The sequence below is a fragment of the Flavobacterium gossypii genome, from assembly GCF_014138495.1.
In the GTDB taxonomy this organism is placed as follows: Bacteria; Bacteroidota; Bacteroidia; order Flavobacteriales; family Flavobacteriaceae; genus Flavobacterium; species Flavobacterium endophyticum.
In genome coordinates this window covers 252,041-272,314 of record NZ_JACJIS010000004.1, presented here as the reverse complement: position 1 = coordinate 272,314, position 20,274 = coordinate 252,041, and the positions used below count along the sequence as shown (strand labels likewise).

Annotated in this window: 13 protein-coding genes and 3 tRNA genes; 5 read left to right on the top strand and 11 right to left on the bottom strand. The window is 37.1% G+C overall.

The window, feature by feature from the left end:
- The first annotated feature begins 25 nt into the window (after positions 1-25).
- The gene (locus tag GGR22_RS15905) at positions 26-1,372 is read left to right on the top strand and encodes a DEAD/DEAH box helicase (RefSeq protein WP_182494460.1); all 1,347 of its coding nucleotides are present in this window, start codon (positions 26-28) and stop codon (positions 1,370-1,372) included.
- Position 1,373: 1 nt separating this feature from the next.
- Here GGR22_RS15905 and thrC read toward each other — a convergent pair whose 3' ends face one another.
- The 3 genes from thrC to thrA are packed head-to-tail and all read right to left on the bottom strand — an operon-like array spanning position 1,374 to position 6,050.
- A complete protein-coding gene (gene thrC / locus GGR22_RS15900; protein WP_182494459.1) occupies positions 1,374-2,663 on the bottom strand; it encodes a threonine synthase in 1,290 nt (429 codons plus the stop codon).
- 5 nt (positions 2,664-2,668) lie between these two features.
- Positions 2,669-3,601: a homoserine kinase gene (locus GGR22_RS15895; RefSeq protein WP_182494458.1), complete on the bottom strand. Its 933-nt coding sequence runs from the start codon at positions 3,599-3,601 to the stop codon at positions 2,669-2,671.
- A 4-nt stretch (positions 3,602-3,605) separates the two neighbouring features.
- Entirely contained in the window at positions 3,606-6,050 is a 2,445-nt protein-coding gene (gene thrA / locus GGR22_RS15890; protein WP_182494457.1) for a bifunctional aspartate kinase/homoserine dehydrogenase I, read from the bottom strand.
- A 411-nt stretch (positions 6,051-6,461) separates the two neighbouring features.
- On the opposite strand from thrA, the gene hutH reads away from it, so the two are divergent.
- A complete protein-coding gene (gene hutH / locus GGR22_RS15885) occupies positions 6,462-7,970 on the top strand; it encodes a histidine ammonia-lyase (RefSeq protein ID WP_182494456.1) in 1,509 nt (502 codons plus the stop codon).
- A gap of 47 nt (positions 7,971-8,017) precedes the next feature.
- Here the strand turns inward: hutH and GGR22_RS15880 are convergent, their stop codons facing one another.
- The 3 genes from GGR22_RS15880 to GGR22_RS15870 form a co-directional block, all read right to left on the bottom strand.
- The gene (locus tag GGR22_RS15880) at positions 8,018-8,533 is read right to left on the bottom strand and encodes a DUF421 domain-containing protein (protein WP_121377020.1); all 516 of its coding nucleotides are present in this window, start codon (positions 8,531-8,533) and stop codon (positions 8,018-8,020) included.
- Positions 8,533-9,903 carry a 30S ribosomal protein S6--L-glutamate ligase gene (gene rimK, locus GGR22_RS15875; RefSeq protein ID WP_121377021.1) on the bottom strand — a complete coding sequence of 457 codons (1,371 nt, stop codon included), beginning with the start codon at positions 9,901-9,903 and terminating at the stop codon, positions 8,533-8,535. Before rimK ends, GGR22_RS15880 begins: the two co-directional genes overlap by 1 nt.
- Before the next feature lie 92 nt (positions 9,904-9,995).
- Entirely contained in the window at positions 9,996-12,542 is a 2,547-nt protein-coding gene (locus GGR22_RS15870) for an ATP-dependent Clp protease ATP-binding subunit (RefSeq protein WP_121377022.1), read from the bottom strand.
- 261 nt (positions 12,543-12,803) lie between these two features.
- Between GGR22_RS15870 and gyrA the strand changes: the two genes are divergently transcribed.
- Both gyrA and GGR22_RS15860 read left to right on the top strand, forming a co-directional pair.
- On the top strand, positions 12,804-15,341 hold the full coding sequence (gyrA, locus tag GGR22_RS15865; RefSeq protein ID WP_182494455.1) for a DNA gyrase subunit A: 2,538 nt from the start codon (positions 12,804-12,806) through the stop codon (positions 15,339-15,341).
- 24 nt (positions 15,342-15,365) lie between these two features.
- Positions 15,366-16,640 (top strand): tetratricopeptide repeat protein, encoded by a 1,275-nt coding sequence (locus GGR22_RS15860; RefSeq protein WP_182494454.1) that lies wholly within the window; start codon positions 15,366-15,368, stop codon positions 16,638-16,640.
- A gap of 53 nt (positions 16,641-16,693) precedes the next feature.
- Here the strand turns inward: GGR22_RS15860 and GGR22_RS15855 are convergent, their stop codons facing one another.
- The 5 genes from GGR22_RS15855 to GGR22_RS15835 all read right to left on the bottom strand — a co-directional run bounded on the left by GGR22_RS15855 (position 16,694) and on the right by GGR22_RS15835 (position 19,165).
- Positions 16,694-17,455: a C40 family peptidase gene (locus GGR22_RS15855; protein WP_121377025.1), complete on the bottom strand. Its 762-nt coding sequence runs from the start codon at positions 17,453-17,455 to the stop codon at positions 16,694-16,696.
- A 100-nt stretch (positions 17,456-17,555) separates the two neighbouring features.
- On the bottom strand, positions 17,556-18,734 hold the full coding sequence (locus GGR22_RS15850; RefSeq protein ID WP_182494453.1) for an acetyl-CoA C-acyltransferase: 1,179 nt from the start codon (positions 18,732-18,734) through the stop codon (positions 17,556-17,558).
- 154 nt (positions 18,735-18,888) lie between these two features.
- Positions 18,889-18,962: transfer RNA gene (locus tag GGR22_RS15845), tRNA-Arg, on the bottom strand.
- 31 nt (positions 18,963-18,993) lie between these two features.
- Positions 18,994-19,068 (bottom strand) — tRNA-Pro (locus GGR22_RS15840).
- 13 nt (positions 19,069-19,081) lie between these two features.
- Positions 19,082-19,165 (bottom strand) — tRNA-Ser (locus GGR22_RS15835).
- Positions 19,166-19,424: 259 nt separating this feature from the next.
- Here GGR22_RS15835 and GGR22_RS15830 point away from each other — a divergent pair.
- The gene (locus GGR22_RS15830; RefSeq protein ID WP_182494452.1) at positions 19,425-20,270 is read left to right on the top strand and encodes an NAD(P)H-hydrate dehydratase; all 846 of its coding nucleotides are present in this window, start codon (positions 19,425-19,427) and stop codon (positions 20,268-20,270) included.
- The last annotated feature ends 4 nt before the right edge of the window (positions 20,271-20,274 follow it).

The window sequence follows — 20,274 nt, the reverse complement described above, 5'->3', positions numbered from 1 at the left end:
TATCTGCCTTTCAAAATATAAAATTATGGCTAGCACATTTTCAGACTTTGGCTTTTCAGCCGCTATTACTAAAGGAATACAAAAATTAGGATTTTCTATTCCGACGGAAATCCAGCAAAAAGCAATTCCAGTTTTACTAGATACAACAGAAGATTTTGTAGGTCTTGCCAAGACAGGAACAGGAAAAACAGCCGCTTTCGGATTGCCTTTGCTTCAATTGATTGATATAAAAACTACAAGCATACAAGCTATAATTTTAGTGCCTACGAGAGAATTAGGACATCAGATTTTTGATAATTTAACTGCTTTTGCCCAGTTTCTACCTGAAGTTTCAATTGCTTCAGTTTGTGGAGGAATCCCTATCAAACCTCAAATCGAACGTCTTTCTCAAGGGGCCCACATTGTTGTAGCTACGCCTGGAAGATTGATTGATTTGATAAAAAGACAAGCTGCGGATATTAGAAACTGTAAATTTTTAATTTTGGACGAAGCTGATGAAATGATGGCTGCCCTAAAAGAAGGCTTGGATGAAATTGTGCACGAACTTCCAAAAAATAGAAGAACCTGGCTGTTTTCAGCTACGATGCCTGGCCCAATGAAACAATTGGTACAGCAATATATGTCAAAGAATATCGTCCAAGTGAGTGCCGATATGACCACTTCCGGAAATCAAGGAATCGACCATGATTACATTGTCGTGGAACCGGAAGAAAAGTTAGACGTTCTCATGCATTTCTTAAATTCGAAGGAAGGACAGCGCGGTATTATTTTCTGCAAGACAAAAGCGGCAGTAAACAAACTGGCTAAAAATTTGGCAATCAATCGTTTTTCTTCTGGAGCGTTGCATGGAAGCCTGACGCAGCCGATACGCGATCGCATTATGGAACAGTTCCGAGAAGGGCATATTTCAATACTGATAGCTACTGATTTAGCAGCAAGGGGAATTGATGTGAAAGAAATTGCTTATGTCGTAAATTACCATCTTCCTGATACGTATGAAACCTATGTACATAGAAGCGGAAGAACGGCAAGGGCAGGAGCCAAGGGACTTTCATTGACAGTTTTGCAACCCGAAGAAGTTGCCGAAATGGCTAATTTTGAAAAAGAATTAGGAATTACATTCAGTGAGTTCAAAAAACCCTCAGCCGAAAGTCTTGAAGAAAATACAGCTTTTTTATGGGCGAAACAGATTTTCAAGACCAAACCAAACCATGAGGTTTCAAAAGAATTTAAAGATAAGATCAAGACTGTTTTTCATCACTTGACTAAAGACGAGCTGATCGAAAAATTATTGGCCCACCAGCTTTTACAGACTAAAAATCCAGTTGCTGCAAAAACAGATGAGCCAAAGAAAAAGTTCAAAAAGAAATAATCTAAGATAACAAGAAAGCTTTCAAATCTTCGTAGCTGCTGATTTTTAAGCTTTTTTTCTCTTTATCCAAAACGTTTTTAATTTGCTCGGGAATTGGAATCGTAAGCGAAAGTATTTCTTCCACAGTATCTGAAAATTTTATAGGATGGGCTGTTTCTAAAAAGACTCCAATAGCGTCCATCTTATTCTCCAGCTCTTTTTTTAATCCCAAATAACCAATAGCTCCGTGCGGTTCGGCAATATATTTTGAGGTCTTGTACAGGCTTACGATGGCTGTTTTAGTTTCTTCATCTGTAAAACTGTAGGAGGAGAAGTCCTTTTCAAAATTATCCAGATTATTTCCATACAGCTCTTGAATTCGTATAAAATTACTTGGGTTTCCGACATCCATTGCATTTGAAATTGTCGCTTTTGAAGGTTTTGGAATGTATTTACCCGTTTTTAAAAATTCCGGAACCGTGTCGTTTACGTTAGTTGAAGCCACAAAATGATGAATTGGCAATCCTAATTTCTTGGCTAGGATTCCGGCACATATATTTCCGAAATTGCCACTCGGACACGAAATTACCAGCGGCTTATTGTATTTTTTTAATTCCTTGTAAGCAAAAAAGAAATAAAGCATCTGCGGAAGCCATCTTGCGATATTGATAGAATTAGCCGAAGTCAGATTTTTAGACTTTAAATCGGCATCAAGGAAAGCTCTTTTGACCATGTCTTGGCAGTCGTCAAAAACGCCGTCAACTTCTAATGCTTTGATATTCTGACCTAAAGTTGTCAGTTGTTTTTCTTGAATATCGCTGACTTTTCCGCTTGGATATAGTATTACCACTTCAACACTTTCTACACCTAGAAAGCCACTCGCTACCGCTCCACCCGTATCGCCTGAAGTGGCGACTAAAACTGTATTCTTTTGATTTTTACCACGATTAAAATAAGCCAAACATCTTGACATAAATCGGGCACCTACATCTTTAAAAGCCATCGTCGGACCGTGAAAAAGTTCTAACGAAAAGCTGTTTTCATCCACTTGAATTAAAGGAAAATCAAAAGAAAATGTTTCCTCGATTATTCTCTTTAATTCATTTTCTGGAATGTCTTTTCCGACAAATTGCTTGATGGCTTCAAAGGCGATTTCTTGATTGGAAAGTTTTTCGATCGAATCAAAAAAATCTTGAGACAGCGGTATGATTTTTTCTGGAAAATACAATCCTTTATCGGGAGCTAGACCTTGAATGACCGCTTCTCGAAAACTTACTTTTGGAGCATTTTTATTAAGGCTGTAATAGTTCATTTCTTTTAATTTAGAGTTTTTATAATTTTTATCCCTCCAGAATTTATTTTAGAAACATGTATTTCATATTTCAAATTCATTTCGTCATACACTTTGCTCATCGCTGTGGCCACTTTTTCAGCGGTGTGCTTTCCTTTACTCAAAGCAAAAATCGACGGGCCGGAACCTGAAATACCGCCACCTAAAGCTCCTGCTTGCAAAGCTTTTCTTTTTACGCTATCAAATCCAGGAATCAGCATGCTTCGTAAAGGCTCCACAATTTCATCTTGTAATGATCTTCCGATCAAATCATAATCTTCTGTATAAAGTCCGCTGATTAATCCTCCAAGATTGCCACACTGTATTACCGCTTGCTTTAAGGTCACATTTTGTTTTAAGACTGATCTGGCATCAGATGTTTTCAATTCAATCTGCGGATGGATTACGGTTGCATATAATTCATCAGGACTTTCAATTCGTATGATATCTAAAGGATTGCAGCTTCGAATCAGGACAAAGCCGCCGAGAAGTGCGGGAGCAACATTATCTGCATGAGCACTTCCGCTTGCTAATTTTTCACCTTCCATTGCAAAAGGAACTAAATCTTTCATACTAAAAGGCTTTCCCAATAATTCATTAATACCAAAAACAACACCTGAGGCACTGGCAGCACTGCTTCCGATTCCGCTGCCGGCTTTTATATTTTTGTAAATTTCAATCTCAAATCCGAAATCTAAGTCCAATACCGAAACCATTGTCATGGCAGCGACTCCTGCTACGTTTTTCTCTGTTTCAAAAGGCAGGTCAGCTCCAACAATTTTAGTAATTCTGATTCCTTTTTCAACGGTTTTCCGAACAACCATCTCATCTCCGATAGTATCCAAGCACAGGCCCAATACATCAAAACCGCAAGAAAGATTGGCAATTGTAGCGGGGCAAAAAAGTCTAATTTCTTTCATACGATTAATTATTTCCGATTCTGATTACATCTGCAAAAATTCCCGAAGCCGTTACTGCAGCACCAGCGCCAGCACCTTTTATGAGCAAAGGCTGGTCTACATAACGATCCGTGTAAAATAAGACGATATTGTCTTTTCCTTCCAGATTATAAAAAGGATGGTCTTTCGGAATAAATTGCAGGCTTACATTTGCTTTTCCGTTTTCAAATTCAGCTACATATTTCAGTCGGCAATCTTTTACTTTTGCTTCCTGAAGAATATCTTCAAAGTGAGAACTGTATGTTTTCAATGACTCAAAAAAATCATCCACTGAAGCTGTTTCAAGGCATTCTTTGGGTAAAAAAGATTTATTTTCAATTGCATCAATTTCCATCTCGTAATTGCTTTCACGAATCAAGATCAAGATCTTGCGCATGACATCAACGCCGCTCAAATCAATTTTAGGATCGGGTTCAGTATAGCCTTCAGCTTGTGCTTGTTTTACAACATCATAGAACGAGTTTTCTTCGCTGAAATTATTAAAAATAAAGTTTAAGCTGCCTGATAAAACAGCTTGGATTTTATTGACTTTATCTCCTGACGCTACTAGATTTTTTAGCGTGTCAATAATTGGCAATCCCGCTCCAACATTGGTTTCAAATAAAAAAGGAGCGTTAAATTTTCGTGAGAGTTTTTTTAGATTTTTATAATTCTCAAACGCAGAAGAACAAGCTATTTTATTGCAGGTAACAACCGAAATATTTTGTCTTAAATATTGATCATACGTCTGCGATATTACTTCGTTGGCCGTAACATCGACGAAAACGCTGTTGCGTAAATTTAGTACTTTGACTCTAGCGATGAAATTGTCTTTGTCTGCAGTTTCTCCTGAGTCTAGGATCGTTTTCCAATCTTTTAGAGCAATTCCTTCTTCATCAAAATACATTTTTCTTGAATTAGAAAGTGCTATAACACGTGGATTTAGCTGTAGATTTTCTTTTAAATATTTTTGCTGCTGATGAATTTGATCAATGAACTTTTCTCCGACATTCCCAACTCCCATGACAAAGAGATTGAGCTGTTTTATATCGTCTTCAAAGAACTTTTCATGAAGAGAATTCAGCGCCTTCTTGACGTCTTTTTGAGCGATTACGGCAGAAATATTTCTTTCGGAAGCACCTTGTGCTATAGCACGAATATTTACGTTGTTTTTTCCTAGGGTGCTGAACATCTTGCCGCTCAATCCTTGATGGTTTTTCATGTTTTCTCCAACAACAGCAATAATAGACAGGTTGTTTTCAACAAGACAAGGATCAATTTTCTTTTGAGAAATTTCAAATTCAAAAGCTGTATCAATAGCAATTTTGGCATTTTCTGCATCAGCATCTTGGATTCCGAAACAGATGGAATGTTCAGAAGAAGCTTGCGTAATAAAAATTACGCTGATATTTTCTTTTGAAAGCACTTCAAATAATCGTTTGGAATAACCTGCAACGCCTATAATTCCAGAACCTTCTACTGTCAAAAGGGAAATGTTATCAATATTGCTGATTCCTTTAATAGGGTTTCCATTGCTAGCATTGGCTTCAGAAGAAATATAAGTTCCGTCAAGCACAGGTTCGAAAGTATTTTTGATACGTATCGGTATGTTTTTATTCAGCACGGGCTGGATGGTTGGCGGATAGAGCACTTTTGCCCCGAAATGTGATAATTCCATGGCTTCCTGATAGCTTATCTTTTCTATAGATTGCGCTTGGCTCACAATGTGCGGATTGGCTGTAAACATTCCGTTTACGTCGGTCCATATTTCTAGAATTGAAGCATCAATAGCTCCAGCTATAATAGCGGCTGTATAATCGGAACCTCCGCGACCTAGAGTCGTTACATGTCCGTCATTAGAAGTAGCAATAAATCCTGGTAGAATTACAATTTCAGATTTAGTTTCTTTGAAGAAATCAGCTATTAGAGCATTAGTTAAGGAAAAATCGACAGTAGCTTTTCCAAAATGCTTATTCGTAATAATCAGTTCTCGGCTGTCTTTGAACATAGCATTTTTGTTTTTTTGCTTTACAGCTTCGGAAATAATGTAGGACGATAGCAATTCTCCAAAGCTTAAGATGGCATCAGAAGAACGATTCGATACTTCTCCAAGCAAGAAGCAACCGTCTAGCAAGGTTTCTAGGTGATTGAGCATTCGTTTGACTTGGCTTAAGATCGCACTTTGATCGTTAATTAAAATCAGTTCTTTTATCGCTAGAATATGCCTGTCTTCGATAGTTTTTAAAATTTCTTTATATTGAATATCTTTTGAAGCGGCGAGAAGTGAGGTTTCTAATAACAAATCGGTTACTTTGCCAAAGGCAGAAACGACAACGGCTAAAGGTTCTTTTTCGTTTTCTAAAATAGTAATGACTTTTTGTATGTTTTCGGCATTATTTACGGATGAACCTCCGAATTTTAATACTTTCATCTTGATGTATGTTGAGAATGAATAAATAGTTGAAGTCTTTATTTTGAAAAAAATAAAAACAGGTCGCGATGGTATGTAGATAGAAAACCCCTAAGGGGTTGTTGTAGTTGTAGCAACAGTCGTTACTGCCGAAGAAGAGGCAGTAAATTGTGAAGTGATTGTGTTGCTGTTAACTATCATTATAAGAATTTATTCAAAACAAATATAATACTTTGATTTATTATTTTTAAATTAACATATATTTTTAGTAATATATTGTTTTTAGCTGTTTATTTTATGGTATTGTGATTTTAAATATTGAAATTAAATCATAATACTAAAATCTCCTCTCTAAATAGCCATAATCTTATCCACAATAGTTGCTTTTTTGATAGTATTTGCGGAATTTTGAGGCATCAATAATCAAACAAAATGGGCAATACACATTATATAAGCGCAGAGTTACTTTCTATAGAAAATTTAGACGAGATTATCAACCATAATAAGACATTGGCCTTGTCTGAAGAAGCAAAAGTCAATATCCAGAAATGCCGCGAATATCTTGATAAAAAGATGGAATCTCATGAAGAGCCGATTTATGGAATCAATACCGGTTTCGGTTCTTTATACAATATAAAAATTTCAAACGAAAATCTTACCAAACTACAGGAAAACCTAATGAAATCTCATGCCTGCGGGACAGGAGAGGAGGTTCCAAGAGAAATCGTAAAAATGATGCTCTTGTTAAAAATCCAATCATTGAGTTACGGTTATTCTGGCGTGCAATTGGAAACTGTAGAGCGCTTGATTGATTTTTACAATAATGATGTTTTTCCTATTGTTTACGAACTAGGCTCGCTAGGAGCTTCGGGAGATTTAGCGCCATTGGCTCATTTGTCTCTGCCTTTGATTGGAGAAGGGGAAGTGTATTTTAATGATAAAAAGCACAATGCTATCGATGTCTTGAATCATTTTGGATGGAGTCCGATTCAGTTAAAATCGAAAGAAGGTTTGGCATTGCTAAACGGAACACAGTTTATGAATGCGTATGGCGCGCATATTTTAATTAAAGCAGCGAAGTATTCGTATCTGGCAGATTTAATAGGAACCATTTCTCTAGAAGGTTTTGATGGAAGAATCGAGCCTTTTAATGAATTGATTCATTTTATTCGTCCGCACAAAGGACAAATTGTTACTGCTAAAAGAGTGGCTGATTTTCTAGAAGGAAGCGAAATCATTACTCAAAAGAAACAACATGTACAAGACCCGTATTCTTTCCGTTGTATTCCGCAAGTACATGGTGCTTCGAAAGATGCGATTGATTATGTGAAGAAAGTATTTAAGACAGAAATCAATTCGGTTACTGATAATCCGAATGTATTTATCGAAAGCGACCAGATCATTTCAGGAGGTAATTTCCACGGGCAGCCATTGGCTTTAGCTTTAGATTTCTTGTCTATTGCTTTGGCTGAATTAGGAAGCATTTCCGAAAGAAGAACCTATCAATTAATTTCTGGCTTGAGAGGCTTGCCAGCCTTTTTAGTTGATAACCCAGGCTTGAATTCAGGATTTATGATTCCGCAATATACTGCGGCCAGTATCGTAAGCCAAAACAAGCAGCTAGCGACTCCTGCAAGCATTGATAGTATTGTTTCATCAAACGGACAGGAAGATCATGTGAGCATGGGAGCCAATGGAGCGACAAAAGCATTACGAATCATGGACAATCTGGAGCGAATTTTAGCTATAGAATTGATGAATGCTTCGCAAGCCATTCACTTCAGAGAGCCTTTAAAATCAAGCGATTTTATCGAAATGTTCCTGAAAACCTACAGAGAGGAAGTGCCTTTAGTTAGTGAAGACCGTATCTTGCATTATGATATCGAAAAAACTATCGCATTTTTAAAAAGCTTCCAGATAGATGAAAGTGCTCAAAACTAAAAACATAGCATTATAAAAAAAGTTGGCTTAAGCCAACTTTTTTATTTTTAATCTATTCCGTTTAAGGATTTATGGTTTCTTTTTCTCTTGTAATGCGTCTGTTTCAAATTCTCATTACCAGAGATAATACTGATGTTTCCGTCAATTTCTAAAATCGCCAGCTTTACATCTTTATAATATTCAACTCCGTGTTCGTGCATCGCTTCGGTCAATTCTTCAGAAGTAATATCTAATCGAGCTAAAGTTTTAAAATCAATCTTTCCGTTGTGGACTAATATTTCTGGTTTTTGTTGCAATAAATTATTTAATCCTTTGTAGCGGAACATCAACTTTTTCAGTATAAAATTTACTAGGAATAAAGCGCCTGCGGCTATAAGTCCGCCCCAAAGCGAAGTATCGCTTCCAACCATTGCATTTTGGACGGAGTTGCTGATGAGCAAAATCAAGATGACATCAGCTGTATTTAACTGCGATAATTCTTTTTTCCCGAAAACCCTCAAGGCGATAACCATAAAAAAATATACGGCAATGCTTCTCAGGATTATGTCAAGATAGGGATTCATTATTTCCACTTGAAGTTTTTCTCAATCGCTTTGATCATTTCTCCGGCAATATCTTTATTGGTAGCCCCTTCAATGCCTTCTAATCCTGGAGAGGAATTTACTTCCAACAAAAGCGGACCTTTTGAAGAACGAATAATATCGACACCGGCAACTTTTAGATTCATTGCCTTAGCAGCTTTGATAGCGATTCTTTTTTCTTCTGAAGTTACTTTGATGATCGAAGCAGTTCCTCCAAGATGAATATTTGCTCTAAATTCTCCTGGCAAAGCCTCTCTTTGGATGGCAGCCACTACTTTTCCGTCGATTACGAAGCAACGAATGTCTTTACCATTGGCTTCTTTGATGAATTCTTGAACTAATATATTTGCATTTAAGCTTTTAAAAGCATTGATAACACTTTCTGCCGCTTTTTTGGTTTCTGCCAAAACGACACCTTTTCCTTGCGTTCCTTCTAATAATTTTACGATTAGGGGAGAACCGCCAACCATTTTAATCAAATCGTCGGTATCTAAAGGCGAATTAGCAAATCCTGTGGTCGGAATATCAACACCATGATTGAGTAATAATTGCAACGAATATAACTTGTCCCGCGATTGCGTAATTGCGGAAGCGGAATTTAAACAGAAGACTTTCATCGCTTCAAATTGGCGTGTCAGAGCACAACCATAGAAAGTAATACTTGGACGAATCCTAGGAATTACGGCATCAAAATCACTTAATATTTTTCCGCCGCGATAATGAATTTCTGGCTTAGTCGCATCTAATTTCATGTAACATTCCTTAATGTTTAAGAAATGCATTTCATGGCCTCTCATTTCTCCGGCTTCCATGATTCTTTTATTCGAATATAATTCTGGGTTGCTAGCGAGAAGCCCTATTTTAAGCCCTGTCTTTGCTTTTTCAGAATTGTGATACAGTTCTTTTAATGTTTCGCTGGAAGGTTGTCCTAATAAATATTTTTGTTCCGGATCGACCAAAACACGTCCGCTCATAGCCTCACGACCCAAAAGCATACGGAAACCCATGGAGTCTCTATTGGTCAAAGTCATTTCAATAGGCCATTTATTCTCTCCGAAATCTAAGGTTGTACGGATGACATAGCGCTGTTCGCGGAATCCGCTGGAGCTTTTTACAATTCGTTTGTCAACCAAAGGTGCCTCGCAATGGATAATCGTCTTCAGATTGTTCTGGATCGGGTTGATATCAAACTTTACCCAGTTTTCGCCATCTTTAACAAAAGGAGCGATGTTAACTGCATGAAGGGCAGAAGTTTTTGCGCCAGAATCAACGCGGGCTTTAATGGTAGGAATTCCTAGTTCTGGAAACGAGCACCATTCTTCGCTTCCAAGGATAACTTTATTTGCGGACATAGTAAATATTGATTGAAACAATAAACTAAAGTACTACTTATTTTAGAATGAAATAATAAATTTTCGTAATTATTATAAAAAGAAAAACCTACTTAATTAGTAGGTTTTTCAGCTTTTTTGACTTCAACAGTAAGTTCTTGAGAAGTGTCGTCCAAATCCATAAAGATCAGGTCGCCGCTGCTTATTTTAGAAGTGATAATTTCTTCTGCAAGCGCATCTTCAACATATTTCTGAATCGCTCTTTTCAAAGGTCTAGCTCCAAATTGTTTGTCGAAACCTTTCTCAGCAATAAACGCCTTGGCTTTGTCAGACAATTCTAGGTTATAGCCTAATTCAGCGATTCTTGCATACAATTTTTTCAATTCGATTTCGATAATCAAATCGATGTGTTCTTTTTCAAGAGCGTTGAATACGATAACGTCGTCAATTCTGTTCAAAAATTCCGGAGCGAAAGCTTTTTTCAAAGCATTTTCAATAATACTCTTAGAATTCTCATCGGTTTGAGAAATTTTAGCGGCAGTTCCAAAACCAACGCCTTGTCCGAAATCCTTTAATTGACGCGCACCGACATTTGATGTCATGATGATGATCGTATTTTTAAAATCGATTTTGCGACCTAAGCTGTCCGTTAAGAATCCATCGTCTAAAACTTGAAGCATCATGTTGAAAACATCAGGATGTGCTTTTTCGATCTCATCTAAAAGGACAACACAATAAGGCTTTCTACGCACTTTTTCTGTCAATTGACCACCTTCTTCATAACCAACGTATCCCGGAGGTGCTCCAACTAATCTAGAAATCGCGAATTTCTCCATGTATTCGCTCATGTCGATACGAACCAAAGCATCTTCAGAATCAAACAATTCTTTAGCCAAGACTTTAGCTAATTGTGTTTTACCAACACCTGTCTGTCCTAAGAAAATAAACGAACCAATCGGACGGTTAGGGTCTTTCAACCCTGCACGATTTCTCTGGATAGAGCGAGCAATTTTTAACACAGCTTCTTTTTGTCCAATTACTTTATTTTCAATAAGTTCTGGTAATTTAGCTAACTTATTACTTTCAGTCTGAGCAATTCGGTTTACAGGAATTCCGGACATCATAGAAACAACATCAGCAACATTGTCTTCGGTTACTTGGATACGGTTATTTTTAGAATCTTCTTCCCATTGTTCTTGTGCGATCGCCAAGTCTTTTTCGATGCGTTTTTCATCATCGCGAAGCTTGGCAGCTTCTTCATATTTCTGCTTTTTGACAACAGTATTTTTCAATTCGCGCACTTCTTCCAACTGACGTTCTAAATCCAAAATTTGTTTTGGAACATCAATATTTGTAATGTGAACACGAGAACCCGCTTCATCTAAAGCATCAATCGCTTTGTCTGGAAGAAAACGCTCTGACATGTATCTGTCAGTCAACTTCACGCAAGCTTCTATAGCTTCATCAGTGTAAGTTACATTGTGATGGTCTTCGTATTTGTTTTTGATGTTGTTCAAAATCGTAATCGTTTCTGCAACCGAAGTCGGTTCTACGATAACTTTTTGAAAACGTCTTTCTAAAGCACCATCTTTCTCGATATATTGACGGTACTCATCAAGAGTAGTCGCTCCAATACATTGGATTTCGCCTCTTGCCAAAGCCGGCTTAAACATATTAGAAGCATCAAGCGATCCTGTAGCACCGCCAGCACCTACAATAGTATGAATCTCATCAATAAAAAGAATAATATCGTCATTCTTTTCTAATTCATTCATTACGGCTTTCATACGCTCTTCAAACTGTCCGCGGTATTTTGTTCCGGCAACTAAGCTCGCCAGATCAAGTGTCACGACACGTTTGTTGAATAATATACGAGATACTTTCTTTTGGATAATTCTCAAAGCAAGTCCTTCTGCAATAGCAGATTTACCAACTCCAGGCTCTCCAATCAAAAGAGGGTTGTTCTTTTTTCTACGGCTTAAAATCTGCGAAACACGCTCGATTTCTTTCTCACGTCCAACAACAGGATCTAGTTTTCCTTCTTCTGCCATTTCGGTCAAATCGCGTCCAAAATTATCAAGAACCGGGGTTTTTGATTTTTTGTTGGATTTGCTCGCCGGCGTATTGAAAGCACCTTCTTTTAAGCTGTCATCTTGTCCTGAATCATCATTATAAGATTCATTTTTTGGCAAGTCATTCAAAAATTCTTCTTCGCTGTTTGGTGTCATATTCAAGTATTGTTCTTTAGCTACGTCATAGTCGATTTTCATCTTATTCAGCAGCTTGGTTGTGGGATCATTTTCGTTTCTCAAAATGCACAATAATAGATGTGCGGTACTAATAGACGGGCTTTGGAAAACTTTAGCTTCAAGATAAGTCGTCTTCAAGGCTCTTTCCGCCTGACGGGTCAAATGAAGGTTCTTTTTTTCATTACTGGCTTCAACATTAGGGTTTGCAGGGCTTAATATTTCGACTTTTCTACGCAAATGCTCTAAATCTATTGATAAATTATTCAGTATATTTATTGCTTTACCGTTACCATCTCTTAATATCCCCAACATTAGATGTTCCGTTCCAATAAAGTCATGGCCCAAACGGAGCGCCTCTTCTTTACTGTAAGTGATTACATCTTTTACTCTTGGTGAAAAATTATCATCCATAATATAAAATATTGGTCTTGTAAATTTAGTGAATTTGTTGAGTAAATACAAAAATCATACCCTGACATAAGTACTGACAGCTAAGTGACAAAAAAATACTCAGAAATAAAAAAATATCTGAAAATTTATTTATCAACTACAAAGTGGCTTTTTTATGTTGATAAATCACTGAAATTAGTGTTAAAAAATGCGATGAAAAAGTTCTGAAATGCGTATATTGGCACGTTTTGAAACAAATTTAATTTTTTAATATAAATACTTATGTCTGAAGGAGAAAAGTTGATTCCTATTAACATTGAAGACGAAATGAAATCATCTTACATCGATTATTCGATGTCGGTAATTGTTTCCAGAGCGCTTCCTGATGTTAGAGATGGTTTGAAACCCGTACATAGAAGAGTACTTTATGGTATGTATGAATTAGGAGTTTTTTCTAATAGAGCACACAAAAAATCCGCAAGAATTGTTGGAGAAGTTTTAGGAAAATATCACCCACACGGCGATACATCGGTTTATGATGCGATGGTCCGTATGGCTCAAGAATGGAGTTTGCGCTACCTTTTAGTAGACGGCCAAGGTAACTTTGGTTCTGTAGATGGCGACAGTCCTGCAGCGATGCGTTATACGGAAGCTAGAATGCGCAAGATTGCAGAGGAAATAATGGCAGATATTGACAAAGAGACAGTTGATTTTCAATTGAACTTTGATGATACTTTGGAAGAACCAAAGGTCATGCCTACAAAAGTCCCTACTTTATTAATAAATGGTGCGTCTGGTATTGCTGTAGGTATGGCAACCAATATGGCACCGCACAACCTGACAGAAGTTGTTGATGGAACTTTAGCTTATATCGACAATAATGATATCGAGATTGACGAACTGATGAATCATATCAAAGCTCCGGATTTTCCAACTGGAGGGATTATTTATGGGTATGAAGGTGTTCGTGAAGCATTCAAGACAGGAAGAGGAAGAATCGTGATGCGTGCTAAAGTCGGCTTCGAAGAAGTTGATGGAAGAGAATGTATCGTTGTGACTGAAATTCCGTACCAAGTCAATAAGGCAGACATGATCAAAAAGACAGCTGACTTGGTAAATGAAAAGAAAATTGAAGGCATTTCAAATATCCGTGACGAATCGGATAGAAACGGAATGCGTATCGTTTATATCTTAAAGCGTGATGCAGTGCCGAACGTGGTATTGAATACGCTTTATAAATTCACGCAATTGCAGTCTTCTTTCAGCGTAAACAACATTGCGCTAGTAAACGGAAGACCACAGATGCTGAACTTAAAAGATTTGATCCATCATTTCGTAGAGCACCGTCACGAAGTTGTAGTCCGCAGAGCTCAATACGAATTGCGTAAAGCAGAAGAAAGAGCACACATCTTAGAAGGATTGATTATTGCTTCCGATAATATTGACGAAGTAATCCAATTGATCCGTTCTTCAAGCAATACTGATCAGGCTAAGGAAAAATTAATCGAAAGATTCAACCTTTCTGAAATCCAGGCGAAAGCAATTGTCGAAATGCGTTTGAGACAGCTTACCGGTCTTGAGCAAGACAAATTGCGTGCAGAATACGAAGAAATTATGAAGTTGATTACGCATTTGAAAGAATTATTAGCAAGCAAAGACTTGAGAATGGCTCTTATCAAAGAAGAGTTAACGGAAATCAAAGAGAAATACGGCGATGCCCGTCGTTCTACAATTGAATACGCAGGAGGTGATGTTAGTATTGAAGATCTGATCGCTGATGAAAACGTAGTAATTACGATTTCCCATGCTGGTTATATTAAAAGAACCAATCTTTCTGAATACAAGACACAAAATAGAGGAGGAGTAGGCCAAAAAGGAGTGGCAACAAGAGATCAAGATTTCTTAGAGCATCTTTTCGTAGCTACCAACCACCAATATATGATGTTCTTTACCCAAAAAGGAAAATGTTTCTGGATGAGAGTCTATGAAATTCCTGAAGGGACAAAAACATCCAAAGGAAGAGCAATCCAAAACCTTATCAACATTGAAAATGATGATAAAGTAAAAGCTTTTATCTGTACACAAGATTTGAAAAACCAAGACTACATCAATTCACATTATGTAATCATGGCTACGAAACAAGGTCAGGTCAAGAAAACTTTATTAGAGCAATATTCTCGCCCGAGAGTAAACGGTATTGCCGCAATTACGATTAAAGAAGACGATGAGTTGCTAGAAGCAAAATTGACGAATGGTGAAAGCCAAATCTTGATTGCTGTGAAGTCTGGTAAGTTGGTCCGTTTCGAAGAAGGAAAAACACGTCCGATGGGAAGAAGTGCTTCTGGAGTTCGAGGAATTACATTAAGAGACGACAAAGATGAAGTTATTGGTATGGTTTCTGTAAATGATATGGAAAGCGAAATCTTGGTGGTTTCTGAAAACGGTTACGGAAAACGTTCTTCTTTAGATGACTATAGAATCACGAATAGAGGTGGTAAAGGTGTAAAAACACTAAGTATTACTGATAAGACAGGAGAACTGATTTCGATAAACAACGTTACTGATGCTGATGATTTGATGATTATTAATAAGTCTGGATTGACTATTCGTATGGAGGTTTCCGACCTGCGTGTTATGGGTAGAGCGACTCAAGGCGTTAGATTAATCAATATTAAAGGAAATGACTCTATTGCTGCAGTAACAAAAGTTATTCGTGAAGAAGAAGCTATAGAAGAAATAGATGATGTAGAAGGAGATAGTACTCTTGAAGCATCTGCTGACGGAGATGTAGCCAAAGAAACAGAAAACACTGAAGAATAAACCATAACCTAAAAATTGAAAAATATGAAAAGTAAATATCTATTGCTGGCATCAGCTTTTCTAATTTCGGGCATGTCCTTTGCTCAAAAAGACGAGATGAAGGCTGCAGAAAAAGCCTTGAAAAATGGAAATCCTGCTGAAGCAAAAACCTCATTAGAAAAAGCAGAAAGCCTTATTTCTAATGCTGACGAATCTCAAAAAGCGCAATTTTATTTCTTAAAAGGAAATGCTTACTTAGGCCTTGCCGAGAAAAGAGTTGATGAAGGCAATAATCTTGTACAAGCAGCAAAATCATATAACCAACTGATTGCCACAGAGCAAGCTTCTAAAAAGTCAAAATATACAAAAGAAGCTGAAGCTTCACTTGCAAAAGTGAAAAATCAATTGGTCAATATGGCGATTGACGATAACAAGCAAAAAAGATTTAAAGAAGGAGCTGAGAAGCTATACGAAACCTATTTGCTAGACAAAAAAGATACGCTTTATCTTTATTATGCTGCTTCAAGTGCTGTAAACGGTCAAGAATATGACACTGCTCTTAAATACTATGACGAGCTAAAAAAAATAAACTACTCTGGAAAAGCAACAATCTATTCGGCTAAAAGTAAAGCTAATGGTGAATACCAAAACTTTAAGACTGCAGCTGAAAGAGACAAGATGGTAAAACTTGGAACACATGAAGCGCCAAAAACAGAAAAAGAACCATCAAAAAGAGGGGAGATTTATAGAAATATTGCCTTGATCTACAACAACAAAGGTGATGTTGACGCAGCTAAAAAAGCTCTTATTGATGCTAGAGCAGCAAATCCTGACGATGTCTCTCTTACTATGACACAAGCAGATTTGTATTTGAAAAGCAATGACGTTGCTAACTATAAAAAGTTAGTAGGAGAAATTATTGAGAAAAATCCAGCCGATCCAAATTTGTTTTATAATCTTGGTGTTCTTTCGGCTCAAGCTAAAGAAAATGCTGAAGCTGAAAAGTACTATAAAAAAACCATTGAGTTAGATCCGAATTACGTTAATGCTTATTTAAATCTTTCTGTACTCAAATTAGAAAGCGACGCTACAATTGTTGAAGAAATAAACAAATTAGGCACTTCGCAAAAAGACAATAAGAGATATGAAGTATTAAAAGCAAAAAGAGAAGAAATTTTTAAAAGCACCTTACCTTACTTGGAAAAAGCAAATAAGCTAGATCCAAAGAATGAGGATGTTTATAAAACATTACTTAACGTATACAATTATTTGGAAATGACTTCAGAAGCTAAAGCACTGAAAGCAGCGAAAAATAATTAATTTGAGATAACAACAAGAATGAAAAAACCGAAGTTTAATACTTCGGTTTTTTTTTATATTATTTTTTTGATGACTCTCAGTTTGTGAGTATGTCTATTGGTTTCCGCATTATAAATTCCTAGATGATCCAGCCTGTCAATCCTAACTTTGCCGCTAGCGTGGATGATATAATTATCATCCATTATGATTCCCACATGAATAATTTTTCCTTCTTCATTATCAAAAAAAGCCAAATCTCCAGGTTCGCTTTCTTCAATAAAACTTAGAGCTTCTCCTTGAGTTGCTTGTTGAGAGGCATCCCGCATGAGCTTATATCCGTTTAATTTATAAACCATCTGTGTTAGTCCAGAACAGTCAATTCCAAAAGGTGTCTTTCCGCCCCAAAGATAGGGAGCGTTGAGATACATGAATGCTGTATTGATCAGGTTATTTTTCGGTTTGATACCGCTAATTTTCATCCCCTCAAAATCAAGATTTCCTTTATTGATTCCGGCATTGCTGAGAAAGGAGAGTGATGCTCCAAGTGGAATAGGCATCAATAAATTATTAGGAGAATTTACATATTCAATCAGGTCAGCATTAAGTATTATAGCATCATTGCATAACAAATTGTAATCAGATTCAGAAATAGCCTGGAATTGTTTTTCGTCTACCCAGCCTTCATAATCATCATAATGTAGCTGAATTTTTGACCATTGCTTGTTTTTTTCCAAAATCCTAAAATGTTCGCCAAAAAGCACTTGGGATACAATTTCGCTTCTGTCGCTAGGTTCAAATCTTAAAGGTATAATGGCTAAATTACAAATTCCAAACATTAGGGTTTGCTTTAAATTAAATGATGAATTTCGGATTTTAAAGATACGAAATCATTTAAATCCAAAATCCATCATTATAGAATATAATTGTGCTTTTTTCTTAAGCTCTCTCAATCACTATTGCAGAAGCACCGCCGCCGCCATTGCAGATTGCAGCAGCACCAATCTTAGCATTATTTTGCTCTAATACATTTAGCAACGTAATGATAATTCTAACGCCAGAACATCCTAGAGGATGCCCAAGGGAAACAGCACCACCATTAACGTTTACTTTATCGTTCTCTAATCCAAGGATTTTAGCATTTGCCAGTCCTACAACAGAAAAAGCTTCATTAAATTCGAAAAAATCTACATCTTGGATCGTAATTCCTGCTTTGTCTAATGCTTTAGGCAATGCTTTTGCCGGTGCAGTTGTAAACCATTTTGGTTCTTGTGCCGCATCAGCATAACTTTTAATATAAGCCAATGGCGTTAATCCTAAAGATTTCGCTTTTTCTTCACTCATCAAGACAACAGCTCCAGCACCATCATTGATCGTAGAGGCATTGGCTGCAGTTACAGTTCCGTCTTTTGTGAAAACAGCATTTAGGGTTGGGATTTTATCTAGCTTAACATTAGTATATTCTTCATCTTTGGTAACCATGATCGGGTCACCTTTTCTTTGAGGCACAGGAACCGGAACAACTTCATTGTCAAATTTCCCTGCTTCCCAAGCTTTTGCAGAACGCTCATACGATTGGATTGCAAAATTATCTTGTTCTTCTCTTGAAATTTTATACTCAGTAGCACATAAATCGGCACAAACACCCATGGCATTATTGTCATAAGCATCTGTCAAACCGTCTTTCTGCATCCCATCAACCATTGAAGCTGGACCAAATTTGTATCCGTTTCTCAAGTGAACATAATGTGGAATCAAGCTCATGTTTTCCATTCCACCAGCTACAATAATTTCTGCATCACCGCTAATAATAGCTTGAGCGCCCATCATAACTGCTTTCATTCCTGAAGCACATACTTTATTTACAGTTGTAGCAATAACTGTATTAGGCAATCCCGCAAATAGTGCCGCCTGGCGCGCTGGAGCTTGTCCAACACCCGCTTGTACAACGTTACCCATATAAACTTCATCAACAAGTTTTGGGTCTAGATTTATTTTGTCTAAAGCGCCTTTGATTGCAACAGCTCCAAGTTGAGGAGCACTAACAGTTGAAAGAGCTCCCATAAAACTTCCAATCGGGGTTCTGGCAGCAGATACGATTACAACTTTTTTATTCATAATTGTTTAGTTCTTTGTTTATTTTGCGAATTTAATTATTTTTTGAATAATCAGAAATGCATTTTTGAATTAAATTCAAAATTAACTAAAGCAGGAAAGAAGAAAAGTGGATAAAAACAAAAAAGCCTTGCTAAATGAATAACAAGGCTTTTTGTGAACGCAGAAGGATTCGAACCTTCGACCGCCTGCTTAGAAGGCAGGTGCTCTATCCAGCTGAGCTATGCGTCCATTATTTCAATAACTTTCTGAGAAAGTTCTGTCGGGGTGGCAGGATTCGAACCTGCGGCCTCCTGCTCCCAAAGCAGGCGCGATAACCGGGCTACGCTACACCCCGAAAACAAAAAAAGCGGAGAGACAGGGACTCGAACCCTGGCGACGATTGCTCGTCGACAGATTAGCAATCTGCTCCATTACCACTCTGGCACCTCTCCTGAAATTACAAAGAACTTATCCTTTTTTGCGGTTGCAAATGTAACTTATCATTCTATAAATACCAACTATTTCGTCAGTTTTTTTATCTTTTTTTTGCATAAAAAATTAAAAACATTAACAGTCAGTCATATAGAAAAACGATTTTTGGATGGCTTTTGCTACTTATTGAAACTTTTCCAGTGTTATTTTCTTAAAATGTATCGCTTCAGTATTTGTATCTTTACTCTATAGAAGCTCGATTGCTATCAAAAAAATCTAATGGACACAATTTTTATAAATAAAAAAGAAATTCTTGAACGCTATAAGTCGGTTCAGGCAGAAGCTCATAAAGGAACACAAGGGCATGCTTTGATTATTGGCGGAAGCTACGGAAAAATAGGGGCTATAGTCTTGGCATCTAAATCATGCTTGAAATCAGGATGTGGCTTGGTCACAGCTTATATTCCAAAATGCGGTTATGAAATTCTTCAGACTTCATTTCCTGAGGCAATGGTTATGACTGATAGTACTGAAAAACATATAGCAGCAATTGAATTTGACCTAGAACCGGATGCTATTGCCATCGGCATGGGAATGGGGCAGGAAAAAGAAACTCAAAAGGCTTTTCTTCAGTTTTTAAAAAGCAACAAGAAACCGCTGCTTATTGATGCTGACGGAATTAATATCATCTCAAAAAATCAACAATGGTTTGATCATGTCCCAGAAAAAACAATCCTGACACCACATTTAAAAGAGCTCCAAAGATTACTAGGCGGCTGGGAATCCGAAGATGAGAAAATAGAAAAAGCCGTAGAATTTTCTCTATCTAAAAAGATAATTATTGTAGTAAAAGGGGCTCCAACAATGATTGTTGCAGGCCATACCGTTTATAAAAACGCAACAGGAAACCAAGCCTTGGCAACGGCAGGAAGCGGCGATACGCTTTCCGGAATTATTACAAGCTTTTTGGCTCAAGGCTATGAACCAGTTGACGCGGCAATTATTGGCGTTTATATTCATGGATTGACGGCAGATATAGCTTCAAAAGTTATGGGCTATGAAGCTTTTATTGCTTCAGATATAATTGGAAATTTAGGAAAGGCTTTTCTATCTTTGAGGCCGTAACTAT

Excerpts from the sequence above, each read along its gene's own strand:
- GGR22_RS15905 (WP_182494460.1), top strand. The coding sequence starts at position 26 with ATGGCTAGCACATTTTCAGACTTTGGCTTTTCAGCCGCTATTACTAAA.
- thrC (WP_182494459.1), bottom strand. The coding sequence starts at position 2,663 with ATGAACTATTACAGCCTTAATAAAAATGCTCCAAAAGTAAGTTTTCGA.
- GGR22_RS15895 (WP_182494458.1), bottom strand. The coding sequence starts at position 3,601 with ATGAAAGAAATTAGACTTTTTTGCCCCGCTACAATTGCCAATCTTTCT.
- thrA (WP_182494457.1), bottom strand. The coding sequence starts at position 6,050 with ATGAAAGTATTAAAATTCGGAGGTTCATCCGTAAATAATGCCGAAAAC.
- hutH (WP_182494456.1), top strand. The coding sequence starts at position 6,462 with ATGGGCAATACACATTATATAAGCGCAGAGTTACTTTCTATAGAAAAT.
- GGR22_RS15880 (WP_121377020.1), bottom strand. The coding sequence starts at position 8,533 with ATGAATCCCTATCTTGACATAATCCTGAGAAGCATTGCCGTATATTTT.
- rimK (WP_121377021.1), bottom strand. The coding sequence starts at position 9,903 with ATGTCCGCAAATAAAGTTATCCTTGGAAGCGAAGAATGGTGCTCGTTT.
- GGR22_RS15870 (WP_121377022.1), bottom strand. The coding sequence starts at position 12,542 with ATGGATGATAATTTTTCACCAAGAGTAAAAGATGTAATCACTTACAGT.
- gyrA (WP_182494455.1), top strand. The coding sequence starts at position 12,804 with ATGTCTGAAGGAGAAAAGTTGATTCCTATTAACATTGAAGACGAAATG.
- GGR22_RS15860 (WP_182494454.1), top strand. The coding sequence starts at position 15,366 with ATGAAAAGTAAATATCTATTGCTGGCATCAGCTTTTCTAATTTCGGGC.
- GGR22_RS15855 (WP_121377025.1), bottom strand. The coding sequence starts at position 17,455 with ATGTTTGGAATTTGTAATTTAGCCATTATACCTTTAAGATTTGAACCT.
- GGR22_RS15850 (WP_182494453.1), bottom strand. The coding sequence starts at position 18,734 with ATGAATAAAAAAGTTGTAATCGTATCTGCTGCCAGAACCCCGATTGGA.
- GGR22_RS15830 (WP_182494452.1), top strand. The coding sequence starts at position 19,425 with ATGGACACAATTTTTATAAATAAAAAAGAAATTCTTGAACGCTATAAG.